We start from the raw sequence: 227 nt of genomic DNA on the forward strand, positions 1-227 counted from the left end.
AGCCTGCATGCGCAGGGTCTCTGCGTCACGGCGATCGCGGCGGAGCTCGGGGTGCATCCGCAGCGGGTGCGCGACGACCACGCGGTGCTGCGGCTCGCGCCGCACAAGCCGCCGGAGCGCGGCAAGGCCGGGGCGGTGGCGGCCGGCGATCCGCCGCCCCGGGCCGCGGCGGGGGCGACCAAGCCCGCGGCACCGGCGAAGCCTGCGCCGGCCACGGAGAAAGCGGC

The 227-nt window shown here is 79.7% G+C and carries 1 protein-coding gene; it reads left to right on the top strand.

Going from position 1 to position 227, the window contains the following annotated elements:
• Positions 1 to 227 (top strand): hypothetical protein (locus tag C5F48_RS25650; RefSeq protein ID WP_219907861.1); only part of this gene is annotated, 227 nt, incomplete at both ends.

The sequence above is a fragment of the Cereibacter changlensis JA139 genome (assembly GCF_003034985.1).
Lineage (GTDB): Bacteria > Pseudomonadota > Alphaproteobacteria > Rhodobacterales > Rhodobacteraceae > Cereibacter > Cereibacter changlensis.